We start from the raw sequence: 20,923 nt of genomic DNA, 5'->3' as shown, positions 1-20,923 counted from the left end.
TACAAAAACTAAACCGGGTGGGGGCTGGGGGCCCCCCCCCCCCCCCCGCCCCCCCCCCCGGGCCCCCCGGGGGGCGCATCTCCTCCAAAGACCAAGGTGGCTCGGGGCGCAGGCACGCGCGGCGAAGGCGAGGATGGGACGACGGGTGCGGAGCGCGGTGTCGAACAGACAGGACACTTCAGTGACGGCCTCCAGTGCCCAACAACGACGCCTTCAAAGACTCCGATCGCGACTACATGCCCGCGGGTCTCTGCAGAGCGTGGCTCCTGATCCCGCCTTCTTTCAGAGGCCGATGCCGTAGAGCGGGTTGGTCTCGTCCCACATCCCGGCCTGTTCGAAGTAGCCGGCGAGGGACTTCGAGCCGTCGACCCAGCCGCCGTGGCGGGCGGTCTCGATGAGGTCTTTGCCGGCTTGTTTGGCGGCGGTGGCGAAGCCGCGGCGCAGGCTGTGTCCGCTCCAGCGGGGTGGGAGGTCGGGCAGGAGCTCGGTGGGGGCGGTGAGTTGGGCGCGGGTGGCGGCGCGGGTGATGGCGTCGCCGATGCCTTCGCCGGTGATCCGGCCGGTGGGGTCGCCGATCGGTTGGCCGTTGCGGTGCATGGGGTGGGCGATGCGGCTGTGCCGGTCGATGCGCACGAACAGGGGGCCTGCGGCCTGGTGTCCGTGGTCGGTCAGGTACTGGCGCCAGGCACGCAGGGCGCGGACGGGGCAGGTCGCCGGGTTGGATCCGTAGGGCACGCCGAGCGGGCCCTCGTGGTTGACCTTCGGGCGCCAGATCTGGACGGCCAGGCCCTCCTCGACCTCCTCGAGGTCAGCCCAGTCGAGCAGGCGAAGTTCGGAGCGGCGGGCGGCGAGGGCGAAGCCCAGGAGCAGGATGGCGACGTCGCGGCGGCCGATGGCGGTGGTGGTGTCGGTGGCGGTTACCATCTTCCGCAGGACGGGCGGGGTGGCGGCGGCGGCCCGGCGGGGCCGGCGGCGGAAGTCCGTGCTCTTCTTACGTTCGGCCTCGTGTCCTTTGAGGACCCGGCGGGCGCCGACGGTGGAGGGCTTGGCCAGTCCGGCGGCGGCGTGGGCGACGGCGACGCGAAGGGAATTCCCGTCCGTGTAGGTCCCGAACGGGGCCCACTCCCGGGACTTCACCACGAAGTTCCTGAAGGTGATCCACCAAAACTCTGGAGTACTGGTGCCCAGCTGCGAGCGGTGGAGCCAGCCGAACGGGTCCAGCTGGATTACGCCTCTGCGCGACCTCTCGCTCAACATCTCGGACGGGAAGCCGTAGCGGGGAAGGAGCCGGGCTTCCTCCCGTTGCATGACCCCCTTCAGCTTCTTGCCGACGCCCCCCGCCCTGGGCCCCTACATACCCAACAACAGCCAGAGCAGCGTGATCACTGCTGCACCGACACCGATGGCTACACCGAGCTTGGGGTCCCGGTAGGCGAAGTAGACAGCCACACCACCCAGGAAAAGGGCGACAATGGCTGCAAGGTCGATGTGCCTAGCCAGCCTTCCACCTGCACTCATCACAGGCCTGTCGTGTCGTGTTCGTGGTGAAGGTTTCAGCGATACGTCGCGAGATGGTCGTTGGGGTCGCCGTGCACCGCGAGGACGGGCAGGGCGAACTCCGCACACCTCTGGCACTTTCGCGCCTGGACTACCCAACGGCCTGAAGATTCCTCAGATCTCCCTGAATCATGGCCTTCTACCTGCCATCAACTTACCGACGGGTGATTCAGACCCACCGTGATCAATTCAAGGTTGCGGACGGTGGAGAGGATCTCCTGCTGGACATCGGTTAGACCGGCGGTCTGGGCGAGACGGGTCTGCCGCACACCTCTGGCACTTCTGCTCGCCGGACCGCCCCACAGGAAGGGCTCCAGCGGCTACTGCCCTATTGGGCCCGGTTCCTGACGGTCCCTTAGGGCACCGTCGCTCTGAGTCGTCCTCAATGCCGCAAACTAAACGGGGATTAGCGGGAAACCCACCACGACCCTCCACTTCCGCAGGTCAGAGCGTTTTCGACGTCGGGGATCAGCGGGGCAGCGGTTGGCGCTGAGAAGGATCTCGGGCTGCGTCCTCGCCCTGTACACCGACGGACTTGTGGAAAATCCAGGCACCGACATCGACCACACCACCCACGACCTGGCCCAGCACCTCGCACAGGCCCAGGGCCAGGACCTGGACGACATCGCCGACGCCCTCATCCGACACGCCGAACGGGGCGTCGCCCGCCATGACGACATCGCCCTCTTGCTCATCCGCCCGACGACCAACGGCAGTGACGCGCCGCAACGGACGCATCCCTGATCCGTGAGGACGCGTCAGGCTGGCGGCGCTGCTGGTCGACTGCGACGGCTCCCACAGGCTCTGCTGCCCAACGATTGGGCAGGTGCGTCGCTGGGCGCGAGCGGGTCAGGACGCTGATGCTGCCGGGACATCGAGGCTGCAGGCGGCGACCAGTCGCCCATGGACGGGCACCCCGGCCCACGCGGTTTCGCTCCTGCTGGCGTGCTATCTACGCGCATCGAATAAAGGCCCGTTAAAGACTTTTCCCTTAAAGGGAGCGAAACGTTCAAGAAACAGTGCGGCGTGACTCTTCCGTGCAATCACCCGGGGTCGCCCGGGTCGTCCCCAGTGCTGGGAAGAGGGAATGTCGTGACGGAGATCGTCGACAAGGAAGCACCGCCGGCGAGTACGGGCGGACGGACGTACAACAACTGGGCGCAGAACGACACATTGGAGGACTACTCCCTGCGCTACGCGCCGAAGTCCTTCCGCCGCTGGACCCCCTACGTGGTGGCCACCACGGCACTCGGTGGCATCGCCTACCTCGCCGACTTCGCCATCGGCGGCTCGATCGCCATCTCCAACGGCTTCTCCTCCGCGATGATCGCGATCCTCGCCGCCGCGGTCGTCATCTTCCTGACCGGCATCCCGATCTCGTACTACTCGGCGAAGTACTCCATCGACATGGACCTGCTGACCCGGGGCGCCGGCTTCGGCTACCTCGGATCCACGCTCACCTCGGTCATCTACGCCAGCTTCACCTTCATCTTCTTCGCCCTCGAGGGCTCGATCATGGCCCAGGCGCTGGAACTGGGGCTGCACATCCCGCTCGCCGTCGGCTATCTGATCTGCTCGCTGATCATCCTGCCGCTGGTCATCTACGGCATGACGGCGCTGTCGAAGATGCAGGTGTGGACGCAGCCGGTGTGGCTGGTGCTGATGGTCGCGCCGTTCGTGTCCATCGCCATCCAGGAGCCGGACGAGTTCTCGCAGTTCACGCACTTCGCCGGCAACTCCCCCACAGGCTCGAGCATCAGCATGCTAGGCGTCGGCGCGGGCGCGGGCGTGGCCCTGTCGCTGATCGCGCAGATCGGCGAGCAGGTCGACTACCTGCGCTTCATGCCCGACAAGACGCCCGAGAACAGCAGGAAGTGGTGGGGGGCCGTCCTCTCCGCCGGCCCGGGCTGGGTGGTGCTCGGCGCGGCCAAGCAGATCGGCGGGGCCTTCCTCGCCTTCTACATCGCCGGCAGCGTGGGCCTGTCCAAGGCCAACGAGCCCATCCAGCAGTACGTCCACGGTTTCAAGACCCTCGCCGCACCCGTCGCCCTGGGCCTGGCCACTTTCTTCGTGATCCTGTCCCAGATAAAGATCAACTCGACGAACGCATACTCCGGTTCGCTGTCCTGGTCGAACTTCTTCTCCCGCCTCACCCACCGCCACCCCGGCCGGGTCGTCTACATCTTCCTCAATGTCGGCATCGCGCTGGCCCTGATGGAGGGCGGCGTCTTCGGCTTCCTCAACACCGTCCTCGGCTTCTACTCCAACGTCGCCATCGCCTGGATCGGCGCAGTCGTCGCCGACCTCGTCATCAACAAACCGCTGAAGCTCAGTCCCTCGTACATCGAGTTCAAGCGCGCGCACCTGTACAACTTCAACCCGGTCGGCTTCGGATCGATGCTCATCGCCTCGGCCGTCTCCATCGCGGCCTACTTCGAGGCGTTCGGAGACTACGGCAAGGCATACTCCCCCTTCATCGCCCTGTTCCTCGCGATGGTCCTCTCACCGCTGTTCGCGGTGCTCACGAAGGGCAAGTACTACATCGCCCGCGTCGACGACCTGGAGGAGCCGCTGCTCGGGGCGGACGGCCTGCCCTCCGCGGCCATGCTGACCTGCACCGTGTGCACGACCGACTTCGAGCGGCCGGACGTGGCGAACTGCCACTTCCACGCCGGGGCGATCTGCTCACTGTGCTGCAGCCTGGAGAAGGACTGCCACGACTCCTGCAAGAGCGGCTCCGGCACGGGACCGGTCGCCCTCGCCATGCCCACCGTGCGGTCCGTGGACTGACCACCATCACCTTCCCGTGTCCCGTTTGGCTCCGGTTCACGTTATTCGACGTGGGCCGGAGCCGACGTCGTCAGTCGGTCAGATCTGCTTCAGCGTCGCGGGCGTACAGTGCTTCGAACGGGCATGCGTCGGTCAGCCCTTTGGGGAGGTCGGCTTCCTGGGCGAGTGACTTGATGGCCAGCTGGCCGTCGGAGCGCAGCGGCGTCCCCACCAGGAGCCGGATCATCGCGTCGGTGATGGCCTCGATCTCTGCGGCATCGCCGGGCCGCGAGGGGCTCGCTGCGGCGGCGGCCATCGCGAGGACCCGGCCCACGGTCTCGGCGATACCCGCGGCCGCCGGTGGCGCGGCCGCATCCGCACTGTCGCTGTTGCTGTCCTGTCCGGTTGGGGCTGGTGCGTCGTCTGGGGCTGTCGTCATCTGCTGTCCTTGCCCTCGACCCGGTCTGGTGCTCCGCGAGCCGACTGGTCACGCTGGAGGCGTCGGAGCGCAGCTCCACCGCGGACTACCGAGTGGGCGGCGGCCTCTTCGCAATCCGTCTGGAAATCGCAGCGCTCGACAAAAGCGCTGGTCGCGGTGGATGTCACGCGCCGGTGTGGGGCCGCTCAGAGGGGGAAGCGCGGTGGGCGGCCCCACGATGCTGCGATGGCGGGATGCAACACGGCAGCGACAGTGGTCGGGGACCGGAGCCGGTACGAGGACGCGGTGACTCCCTGCGGGCGGGCACACAGACGGAACGGAGCGCGCACGTGGGCACACCTGTTTGCCGTACTCGATGTGGGCCGACCCGGCAATCTCGGAGGATTCCGCCAGGAATTCTTCGCCGTCTCCGAAACACCTTCTGTCCAGGAAGGTCTTGTTGTGACTCCCGCAGAACTGGCTACGCCCGCCGATCCCACGTAACTGGCCCCGGGCTTGCCGAAGATCGCCACAGTGCCCGCCTACAGCCCGAGCCCGAACGCGACCGCGATCGGGGCGAAATCCGTTGCGTAGCCGCGCATCCCGTCGCCACCCCAGTGCAGGGCGACGATCTCGTTGCTCTCGTTCACCACCACCGACCCGGAGTCCCCGGACCGCGACCATACCCCCTGCGGATTCAGCCCGAGGTCGGGGATCATCACGATCGACACCTGGCCGAGCAGCATCCAGCGCTCGCTGCCGTCGTGGTTGTGTGCCTTGTAGGCGCCGAGCGTGCCCTCGACCACCCCGTGCGACACCCCGGTGCGATACCCGCGTTTACGGACGACCGAACCGATCCGCGGCGAGGAGATGGCGGTCGCGACACCGATGTCCGCGATCCGTCCGACCTCCGCCGTACGCGTGCCGTCGACCGAGCACAGCGCGGCGTCGAAGAAGCCGGAGACGAGACCGCCGGGGAACAGTGATGGGGTGTCAGGCGCCAGACACTGGTGGAGCGAGCCGAGCCGTTCGATCGTCGGTGCCGGATCGGTCTGCGGCGCCGGCTGCTGGATCGCATCACCGACCGCACCGCAGATGACGTGGGCATTGCTGACCGCGACCGGCAACCCTGCCGGGTCGAGGAACACGCAACCGAGCGTGCCCGCGTGGACGTTTCCGCCCATAATCGCCGCGGGTCCGAGCTGGATTCCGCCCATGATCGGATCGCTGCCCGGCATGCCGTAGGTCTTCTGGTCCGGAATCCCGGCCTGCTCCAGTTGCGGTGTGCCGGCGACGAGAATGTACGCGAATCCCCCGATGGAGTCCGGCAGCCCCCCGGGTGGGTCGTCCGGATTGTTCACCAGAAGTCGCAGCGTGTATTCGTCGGCCTCATCGACCCCGACGTCGATGCCGTTCACACCTTCAAGCTGCAGTAGGCCGAAGGCGGCTTCGTTGAGCGCGGCCGCCATCTCGGCCGGTACCTCGTCCGCGGGCATGTGGGTACTCCTGCCGGTCTAGACGAACTCGTTGGCGATCAACTTGTGCAGGTCGGGCATCACCCCGATGAAGGCGCCCGAAGCCCCCGCGCTGCTGTTGAGCGGGCGAGTCAGCACGCTGCGCATCCGTCGCGCGGAGATCCTCCCCGGCGACCCGGTCGCCGGGTTGAGGGTCTGGAACAGGCCCTGCACCAACAAGCAGACGCCAGCGATCACCGGTGCCGCCGCCGAGGTCCCTCCGAACGGCGGTGCGGTCCAATAGCCGTCCACCTTAGTCGGTGCCGTGGGGTTGCCGCAGGTCACCACGTTTTCCACCCAGGAATAGCAGTCGATACGAGTACCGAAGCTGCTCACCACCCCATTGGTCACCGGATTTGGGGCGGCCAGCCTCCCGTGCGGGGGCGCGGAGGAGCCGCCGCCGACCACGATCGCTCCAGAGTCCTGGAAGTCCGGGCTCTGTCGGTTGAGCATCCGATGGCCCTGCGGATTGACGAACTGGTCGAGCGGGGCGCCGTTGTTCCCGGCCGCCTCGATGACGCTCACCCCGCGCGCGGTCGCGAGCCGGATCGCGGCGAACACCGCGGGGTCGGTCTCGACCGGGACAAAGTGGTTGGTGCCGCCGATGGTCGCCGCGATCTGGGCCTCCAGCAGCAGGACGTCACCGAGTCGCAGCTGCGCCTGAGCGACCATCACCGCATTGGCGATCTCCTGGCGGCTCTGGAAGGAGTTGAACGGCGGATTCGTCTGGTTGTACGACATCACCCGAGTGGACGCGGCTGGCGCGATGCCGCAGATTCCGACGGTGTTGTCGGTGCCGATCACCTCGCCGAGCACGGCGGCACCGTGCGGGAAACTCTTGGCGATGTTGTGTCCGCCGAGCAGCTGGATCCCGGCTGGCAGGTCCTGGTGGCCGAGGAACCAGCCCTGTTCGACGTCGATGAACTGCAAGCCGGAGCCGTCGGCACCTTTCGCCCACGCCGCCTGCACGCCGATTCCGTCGAGCGCCGGTCGCAGATAGCCCTGCTGGTTGAACAGCGGGTTCGGGGTGCCGACGACAGGGTCGGACGCCAGCGGCGTGGTGTACGCGAATTCCACGGTGCCGGTCAGCTGGGACAACACCGCGGCCAGTCCGTCGGTGTCGAATCCTGGCGGGCAGTCGATCGCGAGGAAGTTGTTGAAGTCGGGTGCCAGGTAGTCCGGGTCCGCAGTGCGGGCCTCGTCGATCATCACCTGGATCTCGTCGCTGGTGTGTGTGTCGAAGACGCGGCGCAGCCGCAGGTTCGGCAGTAGCGAGTCGATCACCGCGATCACCGCTTCGAACCCCGGCCCGACCACCGCGTTCGCGAAATCGGTGAGAGTGAGGGCACCGCCCGGACCGAGCGGTACGAAGGTGCCGTCGACCACCTTCACCGTCACCGAAGGCACAAGCTCGCGTTCGAACAGTTCCTGCGTCACGCCGACAGCGGGATCGAAGCGCAGCGATCCCTGCTCGAACACGTTCATGCGCCCGAACGGGACGGCTGCGTCGTCGATCTCGTCGGTGACCGGATAGCCGAGACCGCTGTACTCCGCGCCGAGGTCCAGGTAGGTGGTTAGGATCAAGCCGTGCAGTTCGAATGCCTCGCCGTTCCGGGGATGGAACAGGATCCGACCGAACTCGTAGGGGCGCATGGCGCCCCCGTCGTACAGGGCCTCCTCCGGCCCCACGGGAGCGCCCAGGTTCAGACCGGACGCCAACAGCTGGGCGTGCTTGTCATCTACCCGCGTCACCGTCTCGCGCACCCTTCGGAGGTATGCCACTACCGACGCTCACGAACGGCGCAAACGTATCCCGTTCGAGGGTGCGTTCGGTGATGACACGCTGGTGATGTCGGTGGACGGCTCCGCCAACGATGCGGGGCGCAAAGGAGGTGCGGTTTCCGGGTCCGGCGACCGGGCCGAAGTGCCGGCCGCGCACGGCGTGCATGCGTGCCGTACAACACCACCTACCGGATACCGTCGACCGCCCCGCCTGGAGACCCCGGTCAGCGGCCCGCAGCGCGGTGATCAGATTGCCGAACTGACGTGGGCTCGGCCCGGTGAACGGGGCTATTCCTGAAGGCTCCGACGCTGCAATGGCCTACAGCGTACCGTTGTTCTCCGATCGCCCCCGGCGGCCCAGGAGCACGATGGCCGAACCTGTGGCCACCGCCACGGCGGCTACGCCGGCAAGGGTGATGGCGTGCGTGGTCTGCCGTCTTGAGCCGGTGTTCGCGAGGGTCGGGCCGGAAGGATCGGCCGCGGTTGTCGTGGTGCCGGTGGCCTGGGAGGCCTGCTCGATCAGGCGGGTGACCGCGCCCGGCTGGGATACCGCGACGGCGTGGGACGCTTTGACCTCGACGGTGTGTGCATGGGCACAGCTGGGCCATGAAGCGTTGTGAGGCCAGCGGGATGTTGCGGTCCTGGGTCGTTATCAGAGTCCAGGAAGGGATAGTCTTCCAGGCGGCCTTGGTGGCCTTCTCCTGCAGCGCCGAGGCGGCCACGGGACGCTGGGTGGCGGCCATGAGGTGGTCACCGATCTGGGCACGTCGGCGGCGAACTGGTGGTGGAACTTGTCGGCCTTGATGTACTGGTCGATGCCGGTGCCCCCGCCGGGAAGGGGGAAGGACACGTTCTTGAGGGTGGGTCCGAGAGTGCTCCCGGGGAACTTGTTGGACAGCTCCAGAGAACTCTCCCCCTACGGGGGTGAAGGCAGCAACGTAGACCAACGTCTTGACATGGGCATCACCGACAGCAGCTTCGCTGATCACGGAGCCGCCGTATGAGTGACCGACGAGGACGACCGGTCCGTGCACGCTCTTCAGCACGCTGTGGATGTACTCCGCGTCACTGGCCAGTCCACGCAGCGGGTTCGCCGGAGCGATGACCGGATACCCCGCCTGCTGCAGGCGCGTGATCACCCCGTTCCAGCTGGACCCGTCGGCGAAGGCACCGTGTACCAGCACGATGGTGGGCTTGACGCTGCCTGCCCCGCCTTCCGCTGCAGCCGGTGCTGCCGGAACCGCGCACAGGACGGCGACGGCGAATCCGGCTGCCGCACCGTGGAGACGCCGTCTGTGGCGTCGTATGCCATGGACCGCACTCATTCTGTTCTCGCCTGCCGTCAGGCTGTACCGCAATCAGCTTCACGTGTCCGTGGCACCGCAGGTTTCCGTCCTCGGCGGGCGTGCCGCACGCCTTGCATCCTGCATGAGTGCCGCCAGGCCCTTGCGGGGCGGGTTGTGGGTTTTCAGGGGGGGGCGTCCAGGTCTGTGGGGGCGATGGCCGGCCAGCTCACCCAGTGCAATCGGGTGAAATCGGTGCGGCAGTCGGTGTAACCGCTCGGGCTCCCTGCTGACGCCGCCCCTGGCTGTCGCAGCAGCTCCATCCAGCACCTCACCGCCATCCAGCTCGACCGGTCCGGCAACGTCTGGCTTGCCCACAACTTGTCCAAACTCGCCCCACCCATCGGCGGTAACGGCCTGGTCGCACTCATCGGAGTCGCCACACCTGTCTGCACACCCCTGACCCGGTACCCTCCCGCCCAGCAACGACCAGCTCAACCGCCTGCCCCTCCAGGCCCAGCACGCAGCCAAGATACCGTGCCGGCGTTGCTGCACATGGGGCATTCCGGCGCCGACCGTGACCGACCTGGCGCTCGCCGCCTACGAACGTGCCCTTGAGCCCAAGCGGCTGCAGCTGATCCCTGGCGGCCACTTCGACCCGTACACCAGCCAGTTCGATCAGGCGAGCGGCGCCGCCCGCGCCTGGTTCCGCGAGCACCTCGCCTGACAGGCGAACGAACGCACCCCTTCCCCGGCGTGCCTCAAGCGATCCGAGGACGAACCATGCTCCATCTGTGCTGTCTCAGCGACGACAGCCTCGCCACGCTGGTGGTGAGCAGTCCGCCGCAGCACCGCATCGCCCAGCAGACGGCCACGAACTCACCGAGGCGCCGAGCGCCCTCGGCCGCAGCAGCGCCCCAGCGGGCCTCCTGTGCAGCGAAGGCCCGAATTCAACTCCGGCGGTGACGGTGCCGTGGGAGCTGACCGACTTCCCGACGAGGCCCAGCGCTCCGCGGCCCTGGAGTGGTTCCAGTAGAACCTCCGCCCTTTCCCAGCTCTCTTCCTCGCCCCTCACCCCTCACCCCCACCCAGAGGAAAGATCATGAGCTTTGCCTACTTGTCGATTCGGACCAACGGTTTCCGGGCCAGCCCTTCGCGCGTCCCGGAAGCGCGCGCTGCACGCGGCCGTGGACGCTCGGACCGCAGCGCCCCTGTACGTCGACGCCGTGCAGCTGGTCGACGTGACCGCCAGTAGCGACGGCGGTTTAATCATGAACGACGTTGCGGGCCGCGTTGCGTTCGGTTCGCGAGGTAGTCCAGGCGCTCGCGGAGGCGTCACCGGGGCCGCCGGCCTTGGCGACCTGTGCTGTCGAAACTGCTGAACATAGCCAGTCGGTGCCGCCGGCGGCCTTGCGGGCGGCCTCCTTGGTCAAGAGTCGGGCGGCGTTGGTCAGTCCTGGGCCGGCATCACCCGGGTTACCTTGCCCTTCAGGTCGGCGTTCAGATAGCCGGTGACGTGGTCGTCGGCGAGATAGACGGCCAGTCCCAGCGGAGTGCTGAACGTGGTGTCGGCTGGGCGGACCAGGACGTAGCGCATGGTCGGCCGCTTCACGTTCAGGTCTTTTTCCGCCCGTTTCAGCAGGGCGGGAAGGACATCCCAGTCGAAGTTGCCCAGGCTGAAAGGGCGTTCGCCGCCGATGAGGGCGCTGCTGATGATGCCTTTCTCGACGCCCTGGCCCGGTCGGTAGGTGTAGCTGTCGTACTTGGTGTCGCTGCCCTTGACCATGATTTCCGCGGACACGTAGTCCGGATAGACGGTGAAGTCGCACGCCCGGTCCGTGCCGGTCGCGGCCTTGATCTCCTTCACCGCCGTCCGGATGCCGTCCGGGGTGAGCAGGCCGGTCTTCGCATCGGCCTGCGGCGCCGACGCCGAAGGGGACGCTCTCGGCGGTGTGGGAGTGGGGTCCGTCGTCCTGGTCGAGGACGAGCCAGGTGAATTGGCGGCCTTTCCCCCTTCCTTGTCGCCTCCCTGCGGTAGCAGAGTCCACACCAGGACTCCTGCCAGCACGGTCCCCACGACGGACGAGACGATCGCGATCCGGCTCTTCGCACGACCGCCCGGCCGCGGCGGCGTCGGCCGTGTGGGGCCCATCGGGTAGGGGGCCGGCGGCCCGATGAGGCCGGGCACCGCGTCGTGCGGAGATGACGGTCCGAAGCCCGTCTGCGGCCCGAAGCCCGAAGGCGGCCCGAACCCGGCCGGTGCGGAGGGTGTGGGTGTCGGCCCCGGCGGAGGTGCCAGCCTGTACGAGGTGGCCCCGGCCGCCCCGTGCGGAGCAGTCGGAGCCGTATCCCTGCCTTCGGCCGCTTCCGCGAGCATCCGGTCAGCGGCCTCCGCGTCAGCCCGGCCAGCCGGGTCCTTGACGAGCACGGCGTTCAGGAAGCCAGTCAGCACCCCGGCCTGGACGGGCGGCGGAAGCTCCTCGCTCAGAAGGGCCGCGAGCGTCGCGAGCGTGGTTCCCCTGCGCAGCGGATGATGCCCCTCGACCGCGACATACAGCATCATCGCCAGCGACCACAGGTCGGAGCCCGGGCCGCCCTCGCCGCCGGAGATACGCTCGGGCGCCATGTAATCGGGCGTGCCGATGACGGACCCGGTCGCGGTCAGGGCGGTCGACTCCCTGATGGCCGCGATACCGAAGTCGGTGAGGACGGGACGTCCGTCGGGCCTCATCAGAACGTTGGCGGGCTTCACATCCCGGTGCTGGATGCCCACCTCGTGCGCGGCGCGCAGCGCGGCCAGCACCTCGCGGCCGAGCCGGGCGGCCTCGACGGGCGGCATCGGCCCCTTCCCGAGCCTGTCCTGGAGCGATCCGCCGGTCACCAACTCCATGACGAGCCACGGGTAAGTGTGCTCCCCGCCGTCCACCACGTGGTGGATGGTCACCACATTGGCGTGGTCGACACGGGCGAGTGCCCGTGCCTCGCGCAGTACCCGGGCTCTGAGCATCGCCGCGCCCTGCGGGTCGTATTCGGCCAGACCCGGATCGGGCGGCCGCACCTCCTTGAGCGCCACGGCCCGGTCCAGGACCAGATCGCGCGCTCGCCATACCAAGCCCATGCCGCCGCCACCGAGCCGCGCCTCCAGCTCGAAGCGCCCGTCTATGACCCGTCTGCCGGATTCCCCGTCGCTCATGGCCGGAAGCCTACGAGATACCAGTGACACGGCCCCGCGCAGGTGGCTCCAACACCTCCGGGCCGACCAGGCCGGGCACTTCCCGTCCGCCGGCTTTCGCCGCCGCTATGCCGCAGCGGGTCTCGGATGCCTGACGCCAGGCCACTTCCCGGGCCGGGCCCGGGCCCGGGCCCGGGCTGAGCGCAGACGGTCCAGTACGCGTTCGTCGACGGTGGCCGGCAGCCGCCAGGCAGTCCGTGTAGAGGCGACGGGGCCGAACACTTCGCTCTGGTCCCGCAGCACGGCCGGATCCGCAATCGCCTCGCCGCCGTCGGCGAGCATGACCGCGAGGTCGGTGGCGATCCGGCCCGGGTCATGACCGGTACCGCGTGGTCGAAGTGGCCTCAGCGCGGTGGAGTACGAGCTGGTCAGCCTGGTGGCATCAGCCAGATCAGCCAGTAGCCGTGCACCGGCGTAACCGACCACCCCCGCACCGTCGGCAGAAACACGGAGTTTGGGACGCGAACCGATACCCTGCACGTGGAAAGTGCCTTCACCTGGACCGACAGAACCCCTCGACACGGCTCACCGTCCCAGCTCAGAAGGCACTTCCGCGTTCACGCCCATGATCCGGACCGGACTCCAAGTGAGGCTAAGACGCCATTTCAGTTGGCGTGATCTTGCGGCAGTCTGGGGTGATGACTGCTGCGCTTGTCGAGCGGATGGCGCCGGAAGAGCTGTGGACGTTGTTTCAGCGGGTGGTGCCGCCGGCGCCGGCCCGACCGCAAGGCGGAGGACATCGTCGGCGCGGGGACCGCGAGGTGCTGGCGGCGATCATCTTCGTGGCCACCTCGGGCTGCACCTGGAATCAACTCCCGCCAGGCTTCGGCCTGTCCGGGATCACCGCCTTTCGGCGGTTCACCGAGTGGACCGAGGCCAGGGTGTGGGCCAAACTCCACCGCCTGGTCCTGGACGAACTCGGCGCCCGGGGCGAGCTGGACTGGTCGCGGTGCGCGATCGACTCCGTCAGCGTCCGGGCCCTCAAAGGGGGCAGCTGACGGGACCGAATCCGACCGACCGCGGCAAGAAGGGATCGAAAATCCACCTCATCGTCGACCGCCAGGGACTGCCCCTGTCGATCGGCATCTCCGCCGCCAACCTCCACGACAGCCAGGCCCTCATCCCCCTGGTCCGTGGCATCCCGCCCATCCGCTCCCGTCGTGGCCCACGGCGCAGGCGCCCCGGGAAGCTGCACGGTGACAAGGGCTATGACTACCGCCACCTGCGCCGATGGCTCGCTTCCCGTGGCATTCGGCATCGCCTGGCCCGCAAAGGCATCGAGTCATCTCGGCACCTGGGCCGACACCGCTGGGTCGTGGAGCGGACCGTGTCCTGGCTGTCCGGCTGCCGACGCCTGCACCGCCGCTACGAACGCAAGCCGGAACACTTCCTCGCCTTCACCGCCATCGCCGCAACTCTCATATGTCACCGCAGACTGACCAAGTGAAATGGCGTCTTAGTTGGTGTAGCAGGCGCCGTCATCGTGATCGGCGCCGTTGTGGCCCGTGTGACCGAGACGGGGAGGGCGCCTTCGGAGCCGAAGCCCACGGCCAGCACCCCGGCCGTCCCGTTCGTCATCGATAACCCCTCGCTGCCCGACGACGAGATCGAGGGCTACTGGTACTGCTGGAACAGCGGCGATCCTGAACCGCACCATCTCGACCACTGGGTCCCAAACGATCACCTATGTACGTGGGGTGAACTGAGGAGCGCCGGGGCCACGCGGTGAGGCTCGGCCGTCGCGCATCGGCAAGTAGCCACGAACTGATCGAAAGGACATGCCATGCGGCTGCGCTGGCGCATCCCCCTTCCCGGCCCGTTCTCCAGCCCACGCTCACGGGCGTCTTCACACGACTGACGGCCCGTGCCGCTTCCAGGGCGACTTCCAGCAGGGCGATGTCCCGGAGGGTGTTCTCACCGATGATCTTCTCGGTGACCTGGTCCGGCGACTCCTGGCCGGCCCAGTCATCCGGTGCCCCCCGGTCGGCGGTCGGTCTGGTGTGGAAGGGGTAGCGGGTCATCAACTCCCTCAGGTAGCGGGCGTCTTCGGTGCCGCCGAGATAGGAGAGCATCTTGTTGACAAGGACGCCCAGGGTCTCACGCCCGGGCTCGTCCTGGCCGAAGGCCTGCAGACGGTCCACGAACCGGACCGCGACGGCCCGTGGAGTACCGTCCACGTTGAGCGAGGCGATCAGGTCGTGGCGGCGCGGAGTCCCGGCGAACACATGCGTCACAAAGTCCATGCGCCCTTGCACGGTACGAAAGTCCGGCATGCCGCCGTGAATTCCGACCAGCCGTTCGAAATCGTTCTGCTTCAAAGCGATACTCATCAGCGGTCCTCCCCCGGCAGTATTGTGCCGTAAGGCATCGAGAAAAGAAGGGGTTCGGCCCGGGAAGTGGAGAAGTTCGGCACTTTGCTGGTTGACCTGATCCGCCGCCGGACCGGCCTGATCAAGGACACCGCTGGTCGGACGCTGTCCAGCTCCCGAGCGCATGCGACCGTTCTTGGCTGAGGAAACCAGTCACCTCAGCCCGCTCCCACCTCCCCCCACAAGGCCGTACCTCCTTCGCCCGCGCCTCACAACTCCTCCTCCGCATCCTTGCTGTGTGCACCTGGTGGAGCAGCTCACGACTCACCCGACGTTTGCGGCGCGGGCGGCGGTGGAGCACACGCGGCGGACCGGGGCACTGTTACGGGAACGGCCCGTGACGGGAGCGGGCGGGCAGGCCGCGCTCGGTTTCGAGGAGCAGTACGCGGACTTCGTCGCCGGGACGCATGCGCGTCTAGAGCTGTTCGGGGTCACCCCTGGGCGGCCGGCGCCGCGCTGAATGGCCGCTGGATACCGCCTACATCAGCCTGGCGGTGGAGGACGAGCGCGCTCATGAGCCTCACCACGAAGCGCTCGGTGTCCCGGAAGCCACGCGAACCTCGGTGAAGGTGGAGCAGGCTCTCGCCGGCTGCGACCGGCTGGTGCTGCGGGGACCGGCCGGGTCGGGGAAGTCGACGCTGGTGCAGTGGCTGGCGCTGAATGCGGCACGGCAGAGCTTCGGCCCGGAGCTGGCGGATCTCAACCGGTACGTGCCGTTTTTGTTGCGGCTGAGGTCCTTCAACACGCCCTACGGGCTGCCCATGCCGGAGGACTTCCTGTCAGCCTCCGGCGTGCCATTGCGCGCTCCTGAAAGGTGGGCCGAGGAGCTCCTCGGAGGCGGGCGGGCGGGCGCTGGTGCTCGTGGACGGTGTCGATGAGGTGCCGCCGAGGCTGCGCAGCCGCACGGAGCAGTGGCTGAAGGGGCTGATCACCGTGTTTCCGGGGGCGCGGTATGTCGTGACCACTCGGCCGTCCGCCGTGCCCGAGGACTGGCTGGCGGAGCAGGGCTTCACGACGCACACGCTGCTGCCGATGGGACGGGATGACATCCGGGCGTTCGTCCGGCACTGGCACGACGCGGTTCGCCGGGAGTGCATCGCGGACGCCGAGCGCGAGTCACTGGAGCGGTTGAGGCGAGCCTGAACCATGCGGTGTCGACGCGCCGCGACCTGGGGCGGCTGTCGACCAACCCGCTGATGTGCGCCCTGCTGTGCGCGCTCAACCACGACCGCCGCATGCACCTCCCCCGAGCTCGCAAGGAGCTGTACGACGCGGCTCTGGACATGCTGCTGGTCCGCCGCGACACCGAGCGGGAAATCACCTCCATGGAGGGGGTCGCCCTCTCCCGGGACGAACAGACAGTGCCGCTTCAGCGACTGGCGTACTGGATGATCCGCAACGGTCAAGCGGAGGCGGCCCGGGAGGAGGCGGTCACGATGCTGGACGAGTGGCTGGCCACGATGCCGCAGATACGGGAGCAGGGCGATGCCAGCCAGGTCTTCTCGCATCTGCTGATCCGCAGCGGTCTGCTACGCGAACCGCTCCCCGGCTATGTCGACTTCGTGCACCGCTCCTTCCAGGACTATCTGGGCGCGAAAGCGGCGATCGAGGCACGCGATTTCGGCGTCTTGGTCCGCAACGCCCACGACGACCAGTGGGACGACGTCGTACGCATGGCAGTCGGGCACGCGCGCATGGAGGAACGGACGCGGCTGCTGCGGCAATTGCTGCGCCGGGCGGACAGAACACCGCGCTACCGGCAACGGCTGGTACTCCTTGCTGCAGCAAGCCTCGAACATGCGCCCGAACTCGACCCCGGCGTGCGGCAGGAAGTGCAGCACCGGGCAGCCGAATTGGTCCCCCCACGCTCCGCTGCCGAGGCCGAGCAACTCGCCAAGGCAGGCGAGCTGGTGCTGGAACTGCTTCCCGGCCCCGAGGGACTGGACAGCGCCGCAGCGAGCGCCGTCGTGAAGACTGCAGGCCTGATCGGAGGAGACGCCGCTCTCGCCGTGATCGCGCGGTTCCGCACGGACTCCCGGTCGGCGGTGGCCAGTGAACTCACCAGAGCATGGACGTCCTTCAACGCCAGGGAGTACGCGGACCAAGTGCTACGCACTGTTACGCCCGAGGTCCAAGCCTTCGTGAGCACCGCCGCGCAGCTTGCCGAACTGCCACGTCTGCCGCAGTTGAAGCGCATCTGGTTGGAAGGCTTCCAGGGCTTCCCGCCCGAGATACTCCAGCGTGACGGGCTGGAATACCTGGGCCTCGACGGAGACCGTTCGCTACGCGACCTGTCTCCTCTGTCGCAGCTACCCAGCCTCACCACCTTCGTGATCATGCGCTGCCCAGCGGTCCAGGATCTCGAGCCCCTACGCGGCCTCAGCCTGCAGAAGCTCTACCTCCACGACCTTGCACGCGGTATGTCTCTCGCCCCTCTGGCCGACATGCCCGCTCTGGACCATCTGACCCTCGGCTTCCCTGCCGACGCCACCCGCGCTGCGGACATCCCCGCCGGCCCCAGCCTCACCGGCCTGGTATTCACCAAGAAGAGCCAGGACATCACGCTCGACGGAGTGGACCACTGGCCATCGCTCAATTTGCTGATGATCGTGGGCGATGCCCAAGGCGCGCAGCTGAGCCGCCTGACCTCTCCGCTCCGCCTCGAAAGCCTCCTCATCGAAGAACAGTCGGCCCTCGACCTCACCATCGTGCAGCGCCACCAGGAACTGACCAGCCTCACTCTGCGTGGCTGCACCAGGGCTTCCAGCCTCGCCCCCCTCAAGGAACTTCCCCACCTGACCCGCCTTCATCTGTGGGACTGCAAAGGACCCATCGACCTGGCCCCACTCGCCGATCTGGACAAGCTCACCGTCCACATCAACGACACCACCAACGCCACGGGCCGCGAACACCTCCCGCCCGAACGACTCAACCCCCGAGAGTGAGCATCCCGCCCCTGCCCAACGGGGCCGCCCGCGAACATCCCTTCGTCCCTGCGCCCGCGGGCGTAGACACCACCCCGCCCCGGCGGCGACGTCCCGGCCGGCGACGGTCTCGCGCCGCCCGGGCGCGAAGAAGGCGGCCCCGGCGAACACGCCCGCGGCCGCTCCGGCGAACTGGTCACCCGTAACCTGTGCGGCTACCCGCAGGACGGTCGGAACGAGCGGGCAGGACCCACGCCACCGGGCACGGCAGCGGCGGCCACGCCTGGGCACTCAGGGTGAACCGGGTGAGAAAGTGGAGACGAAGAAATGCACTCGACGGTTCTCGGCTCGCTCGTCCGGGCTCGACGGAGTGAGGTGAATCAGGTCGGCGGAGCCACATGCCGCGGTCGCCAGAGAAACGCTCTGCAGGGAGGAAATGTCGGCCGGGACGACGCCTCCTTGCGCCACCACGAGTTCGGCGATCTGATCGAAAAGCCAGTCTCTGGCGCTCTCGGCACGACTCGTACTGGCAGCCAGCTCGTCGGCGCGACGCTGCTCAGAAGTGAGTCCGGGAGTGTCCACGCGGTCCGAATGGCCGAGGACCATGATCGCGCAGAACTGACCGGTCGATGCGGCCTCCGCTGATGCTGCCGGAGTCACCACCTCATCGAAGATCAAATTCTGTAGTCTCGAATTCAAAGAATCGAACAATGCCTTGAATTCGGTCTCGTGGTCTCCGTAGCCACCAACGGGGAGGTCTACGACTTGCTTGGGCACAATTAAACCCTTCCAGGATGGTTCTTCTCCGCTTCAATCCTGGAGGCGTCCACCCTGACATGCCACTCCGGGCGGCCGATCAGGGTCTGGGATGATGGCGCGGTGAGTGTTGCGAGGATGCCGGCCGCCGAGGCCGTCGAGTCACACGTCCGGGCGTTCTTCGAAGGGCACTCCGTGGAGGTCGTCGACTACGATCTCGGGCCAGGGCGGCGGGAGGTGGTGCCCGAGTGTCCGCTTCCCCGGGGACACGCCCGCATCCTGTGAACACTGCCCGTGACGACCGCCGAGATCGAGTTCCGCGGACGACACGGACACGAGGCGTTGGAGAAGCTCTTCGACGAGGCCGGGATCGTCCCCACCGATCCGTTCCAGCGATCGGTCGCCTGAGTTCCCGGCCTCCGACGGTAACTGCTCGTGGACACCAGGGTCCGGTCGACCGTCTCGCGGTATCAGGGTGCATCGTCCCCATATCGGCGGCGTGTTCGACGTTGGCACCATGACGCATTCCCGCCGGAAGATTGGTCATCGAAATGACAGGCGACGCCATCGAGGCCGCGCTCACCGGACCGGTCGGCCCCGAGGAGCAACGTCTGCCGAACTCACGAGTTCGCTCGCGCCTGGCGGCAGTAACCGCTGAGCGGGGTCTGCCGGTTCTTCTCGGTGGCGATGGCGGAGGCGGAGAGGAGTGTGGCTGCGGCGAGGCTGCCCCAGAGGGCGGCCGGGCCGTGCGGCGCGAGAGAGGTGATGACCGCCGGGGAGACGGCGAGACCGAGGCCCGTGGACAGTTGGAAGCGGGTGAGGGCACGTCCCAGAGCCCGGGCCGGGGCCAGGTGGGTGACGAGTGCGGTGGCACTCCCGGCATAGATGATCTCGCCGATGGTGCAGATCACGGACACCGCGGCGAGGGCCGGAGCACCCCGGCCGGGCCCCTGTGAACCGGCCGCGAGGAAGCCGACGTACGACGCGGTGAGTACCACGCCGGCGAGAGCCAGCGCGGTGTGCCGGGAGATGCGGGACATCAGGACGGTCACCGGAACCTGCAGGGTGACCACCAGCACCGTGTTGGCGACGAAGATGGCCGCCGACCACACCGGGGATGCGTGCAACTGCGTCACCAGGACCAACGGAAGCGCTATTTCGGGGACGTTGAGGCAGAAGACGTAGACCACGTTGGCGGCCAGCAGGATGTGCATCCGCGGTGCGGGCCGTTCGTCCGCCTCCTCGACCGGGGTGGTGGCCGGACGCGCGCCGCCCCCGGCAGCACCGACGACGCCCGCGTGCGTCACCTCACCCTCGCCCTGCCCCTACAGCAGGCCGCCCGTCTCTTCCAGGCCCAGGAGGCCGGTCTCACCGAGGACCAGCTCCGCCAGATCGCCGCCGAGGCCCTGGGCGAGATCTACTTCCGCGACAACGGCCACCGCGCCCACGGCCTCGAAGTCGAACTCACCGACCTGATCGACCTCGAATTCGAGCTGTAGGTCGGGCTGGCACGCCACCGCACCAAACGGTGCGCAGCAGCGGCGCCTCGCCGGGACTGCGTTCAGGGGCCGCCCGTTGCACTGGTGACAGGACCGCCCGCGACAATTCCATGCCCGCGGCAACTCCCCTGTCAAATGGACCGCGCGTCCTCCACCGACAGCTGGACCAGATCGGGGACATACACCCAGGATGGGCAGCCCAGCCGACGCAGCCCGCACGCTTCGGCCGCGGGCGGCGCGGCAAGTGACCGGCGCCCTGTCACGCGTGAGGAGAGCTGTGGCAGCAGGGGCGTTACGGACCGTGCCGCTGGCCGGGGAGCTGACAGCGTCGCTGATCCACCGGGCCGCGGGCGTGCTGCGGCTGTGGACATGCCGCAACTCCCCTGGCACGCGAGCGGTGGTGCGGGCCGATGCGGAGGTGGTGCTCAACGAGGGCCGGGGGGGGTGCTCGCCGAGCTGTGCGGAATGGGACTGGAAGCGCTGGCGCGGGCACTACTGGGGTTCACTGTGGACGATCGGAAGATCAGCACCGGGCCGGAGGTCGGTGCGCCGCAGGCGCGATGGCGGGCGGCGGGCACGGCAGCGGGGCCGGCCGCGTTCGGGTGCCGGCTGTGCACCGCGCGGCGCACCGGGGAGGCGGTGCGGGCGGTGCGGTATCTGCCGTACTGGCGGCGGGTGTGTCTGCGGCACGGCCAGCCTGCTATAAGTTGCGAACCCTCCTGGGCTGATAACGACCGGCGAGCTCACCTGGGCCGTTCCCGGCGTCCTCGCGTTGCGAACCTTCCCGGGCTGATAACGACACGGGCGAGTGGGGCATCTG

General features: G+C 67.9%; 16 protein-coding genes and 6 pseudogenes. 11 read left to right on the top strand and 11 right to left on the bottom strand.

Annotation, left to right across the window (positions count from 1 at the left end):
- Nucleotides 1-282: 282 nt before the first annotated feature.
- Nucleotides 283-1,308, bottom strand: a complete 1,026-nt coding sequence (locus ACIHEJ_RS35350) for a tyrosine-type recombinase/integrase (RefSeq protein ID WP_400141693.1) — start codon at nucleotides 1,306-1,308, stop codon at nucleotides 283-285.
- Between the two features lie 732 nt (nucleotides 1,309-2,040).
- Between ACIHEJ_RS35350 and ACIHEJ_RS35345 the strand changes: the two genes are divergently transcribed.
- Nucleotides 2,041-2,301, top strand: coding sequence for a SpoIIE family protein phosphatase (locus ACIHEJ_RS35345; RefSeq protein ID WP_400141692.1), 261 nt, complete (start codon nucleotides 2,041-2,043; stop codon nucleotides 2,299-2,301).
- 348 nt (nucleotides 2,302-2,649) lie between these two features.
- Nucleotides 2,650-4,347: a purine-cytosine permease family protein gene (locus ACIHEJ_RS35340; protein WP_400141691.1), complete on the top strand. Its 1,698-nt coding sequence runs from the start codon at nucleotides 2,650-2,652 to the stop codon at nucleotides 4,345-4,347.
- Between the two features lie 70 nt (nucleotides 4,348-4,417).
- Here ACIHEJ_RS35340 and ACIHEJ_RS35335 read toward each other — a convergent pair whose 3' ends face one another.
- From ACIHEJ_RS35335 to ACIHEJ_RS35320, 4 genes and pseudogenes are all read right to left on the bottom strand, one after another.
- Complete coding sequence (locus ACIHEJ_RS35335) at nucleotides 4,418-4,765, bottom strand: hypothetical protein (protein WP_400141690.1); 348 nt, start codon at nucleotides 4,763-4,765, stop codon at nucleotides 4,418-4,420.
- A gap of 521 nt (nucleotides 4,766-5,286) precedes the next feature.
- Complete coding sequence (locus tag ACIHEJ_RS35330) at nucleotides 5,287-6,240, bottom strand: hypothetical protein (RefSeq protein WP_400141689.1); 954 nt, start codon at nucleotides 6,238-6,240, stop codon at nucleotides 5,287-5,289.
- Between the two features lie 18 nt (nucleotides 6,241-6,258).
- On the bottom strand, nucleotides 6,259-8,022 hold the full coding sequence (locus ACIHEJ_RS35325; RefSeq protein WP_400141688.1) for a S8 family serine peptidase: 1,764 nt from the start codon (nucleotides 8,020-8,022) through the stop codon (nucleotides 6,259-6,261).
- A 250-nt stretch (nucleotides 8,023-8,272) separates the two neighbouring features.
- A pseudogene (locus tag ACIHEJ_RS35320) lies at nucleotides 8,273-8,356 on the bottom strand (IS5/IS1182 family transposase); the annotation flags it as partial.
- 52 nt (nucleotides 8,357-8,408) lie between these two features.
- On the opposite strand from ACIHEJ_RS35320, the gene ACIHEJ_RS35315 reads away from it, so the two are divergent.
- The gene (locus ACIHEJ_RS35315; protein ID WP_400141715.1) at nucleotides 8,409-8,660 is read left to right on the top strand and encodes a hypothetical protein; all 252 of its coding nucleotides are present in this window, start codon (nucleotides 8,409-8,411) and stop codon (nucleotides 8,658-8,660) included.
- Between the two features lie 18 nt (nucleotides 8,661-8,678).
- Here ACIHEJ_RS35315 and ACIHEJ_RS35310 read toward each other — a convergent pair.
- A pseudogene (locus ACIHEJ_RS35310) lies at nucleotides 8,679-9,365 on the bottom strand (alpha/beta fold hydrolase); the annotation flags it as partial.
- Nucleotides 9,366-9,900: 535 nt separating this feature from the next.
- On the opposite strand from ACIHEJ_RS35310, the gene ACIHEJ_RS35305 reads away from it, so the two are divergent.
- The gene (locus tag ACIHEJ_RS35305) at nucleotides 9,901-10,050 is read left to right on the top strand and encodes a hypothetical protein (RefSeq protein ID WP_400141687.1); all 150 of its coding nucleotides are present in this window, start codon (nucleotides 9,901-9,903) and stop codon (nucleotides 10,048-10,050) included.
- Nucleotides 10,051-10,773: 723 nt separating this feature from the next.
- Here the strand turns inward: ACIHEJ_RS35305 and ACIHEJ_RS35300 are convergent.
- Nucleotides 10,774-12,516, bottom strand: a complete 1,743-nt coding sequence (locus ACIHEJ_RS35300; protein WP_400141686.1) for a serine/threonine-protein kinase — start codon at nucleotides 12,514-12,516, stop codon at nucleotides 10,774-10,776.
- A gap of 64 nt (nucleotides 12,517-12,580) precedes the next feature.
- Nucleotides 12,581-13,077, bottom strand: a pseudogene (locus tag ACIHEJ_RS35295) (IS1380 family transposase); the annotation flags it as partial.
- 116 nt (nucleotides 13,078-13,193) lie between these two features.
- Between ACIHEJ_RS35295 and ACIHEJ_RS35290 the strand changes: the two are divergent.
- Nucleotides 13,194-14,002, top strand: a protein-coding gene (locus ACIHEJ_RS35290) for an IS5 family transposase (protein ID WP_400141685.1) whose coding sequence is annotated in 2 segments (ribosomal slippage) — nucleotides 13,194-13,541 and nucleotides 13,544-14,002 — 807 coding nt in all. Because the reading frame shifts where the segments join, the coding sequence is not laid out codon by codon here.
- 127 nt (nucleotides 14,003-14,129) lie between these two features.
- Here the strand turns inward: ACIHEJ_RS35290 and ACIHEJ_RS35285 are convergent.
- Nucleotides 14,130-14,885 (bottom strand): hypothetical protein, encoded by a 756-nt coding sequence (locus ACIHEJ_RS35285; RefSeq protein WP_400141684.1) that lies wholly within the window; start codon nucleotides 14,883-14,885, stop codon nucleotides 14,130-14,132.
- A gap of 163 nt (nucleotides 14,886-15,048) precedes the next feature.
- Between ACIHEJ_RS35285 and ACIHEJ_RS35280 the strand changes: the two are divergent.
- From ACIHEJ_RS35280 to ACIHEJ_RS35260, 5 genes and pseudogenes are all read left to right on the top strand, one after another.
- Nucleotides 15,049-15,210: pseudogene (locus ACIHEJ_RS35280) on the top strand (hypothetical protein); the annotation flags it as partial.
- 51 nt (nucleotides 15,211-15,261) lie between these two features.
- Nucleotides 15,262-15,384, top strand: a complete 123-nt coding sequence (locus ACIHEJ_RS35275; protein ID WP_400141714.1) for a hypothetical protein — start codon at nucleotides 15,262-15,264, stop codon at nucleotides 15,382-15,384.
- A 34-nt stretch (nucleotides 15,385-15,418) separates the two neighbouring features.
- Nucleotides 15,419-15,802 carry an NACHT domain-containing protein gene (locus tag ACIHEJ_RS35270; RefSeq protein WP_400141683.1) on the top strand — a complete coding sequence of 128 codons (384 nt, stop codon included), beginning with the start codon at nucleotides 15,419-15,421 and terminating at the stop codon, nucleotides 15,800-15,802.
- Nucleotides 15,786-16,067 carry an NACHT domain-containing protein gene (locus tag ACIHEJ_RS35265; protein ID WP_400141682.1) on the top strand — a complete coding sequence of 94 codons (282 nt, stop codon included), beginning with the start codon at nucleotides 15,786-15,788 and terminating at the stop codon, nucleotides 16,065-16,067. The genes ACIHEJ_RS35270 and ACIHEJ_RS35265 overlap by 17 nt, the downstream gene beginning before the upstream one ends.
- 8 nt (nucleotides 16,068-16,075) lie before the next feature.
- Complete coding sequence (locus tag ACIHEJ_RS35260) at nucleotides 16,076-17,869, top strand: NACHT domain-containing protein (RefSeq protein ID WP_400141681.1); 1,794 nt, start codon at nucleotides 16,076-16,078, stop codon at nucleotides 17,867-17,869.
- A 270-nt stretch (nucleotides 17,870-18,139) separates the two neighbouring features.
- Here ACIHEJ_RS35260 and ACIHEJ_RS35255 read toward each other — a convergent pair whose 3' ends face one another.
- Complete coding sequence (locus ACIHEJ_RS35255) at nucleotides 18,140-18,625, bottom strand: hypothetical protein (protein WP_400141680.1); 486 nt, start codon at nucleotides 18,623-18,625, stop codon at nucleotides 18,140-18,142.
- Between the two features lie 599 nt (nucleotides 18,626-19,224).
- Nucleotides 19,225-19,836, bottom strand: a pseudogene (locus tag ACIHEJ_RS35250) (MFS transporter); the annotation flags it as partial.
- A 36-nt stretch (nucleotides 19,837-19,872) separates the two neighbouring features.
- Between ACIHEJ_RS35250 and tpg the strand changes: the two are divergent.
- Nucleotides 19,873-20,103: pseudogene (gene tpg, locus ACIHEJ_RS35245) on the top strand (telomere-protecting terminal protein Tpg); the annotation flags it as partial.
- Nucleotides 20,104-20,923 lie beyond the last annotated feature (820 nt).

It is taken from the genome of Streptomyces sp. NPDC052301, from assembly GCF_044593395.1.
GTDB lineage: Bacteria > Actinomycetota > Actinomycetes > Streptomycetales > Streptomycetaceae > Streptomyces.
This window is presented reverse-complemented; position numbering and strand designations above follow the sequence as displayed.

Bases quoted from the DNA above. Each gene is read 5' to 3' on its own strand.
- ACIHEJ_RS35350 (WP_400141693.1), bottom strand. From the start codon at position 1,308: ATGCAACGGGAGGAAGCCCGGCTCCTTCCCCGCTACGGCTTCCCGTCC.
- ACIHEJ_RS35335 (WP_400141690.1), bottom strand. From the start codon at position 4,765: ATGACGACAGCCCCAGACGACGCACCAGCCCCAACCGGACAGGACAGC.
- ACIHEJ_RS35330 (WP_400141689.1), bottom strand. From the start codon at position 6,240: ATGCCCGCGGACGAGGTACCGGCCGAGATGGCGGCCGCGCTCAACGAA.
- ACIHEJ_RS35315 (WP_400141715.1), top strand. From the start codon at position 8,409: ATGGCCGAACCTGTGGCCACCGCCACGGCGGCTACGCCGGCAAGGGTG.
- ACIHEJ_RS35300 (WP_400141686.1), bottom strand. From the start codon at position 12,516: ATGAGCGACGGGGAATCCGGCAGACGGGTCATAGACGGGCGCTTCGAG.
- ACIHEJ_RS35285 (WP_400141684.1), bottom strand. From the start codon at position 14,885: ATGAGTATCGCTTTGAAGCAGAACGATTTCGAACGGCTGGTCGGAATT.